Origin of the sequence: Chitinophaga agrisoli (assembly GCF_008386695.1) — a bacterium.
GTDB classification, from domain to species: Bacteria; Bacteroidota; Bacteroidia; order Chitinophagales; family Chitinophagaceae; genus Chitinophaga; species Chitinophaga agrisoli.
On the sequence record NZ_VUOC01000059.1, the window covers coordinates 1 to 224 of the forward strand.

Below are 224 nucleotides of genomic sequence, written 5' to 3' on the forward strand. Positions count from 1 at the left end.
CGCTTGCTGCAAAAGGAAATGGACGGTACTATGAAGGCCCTGCCTGATATTACCCTGGGTATTGTGGATGTACGGGATGTTGCGGGGCTCCACCTGCGGGCCATGATAGCGCCGGAGGCCAAAGGTCAGCGTTTCCTGGCACTGGAGGGAGGCACTATGTCTTTGCTCGAGATAGCCCGCCTGCTGGAAGGAAAGCTGCCTGGTGCCACGCACAACACCTCCAC

1 pseudogene is annotated in these 224 nt (G+C 58.5%); it reads left to right on the forward strand.

Annotated features, from left to right (window positions below):
• A pseudogene (locus F0L74_RS33530) lies at positions 1 to 224 on the forward strand (aldehyde reductase); the annotation flags it as partial.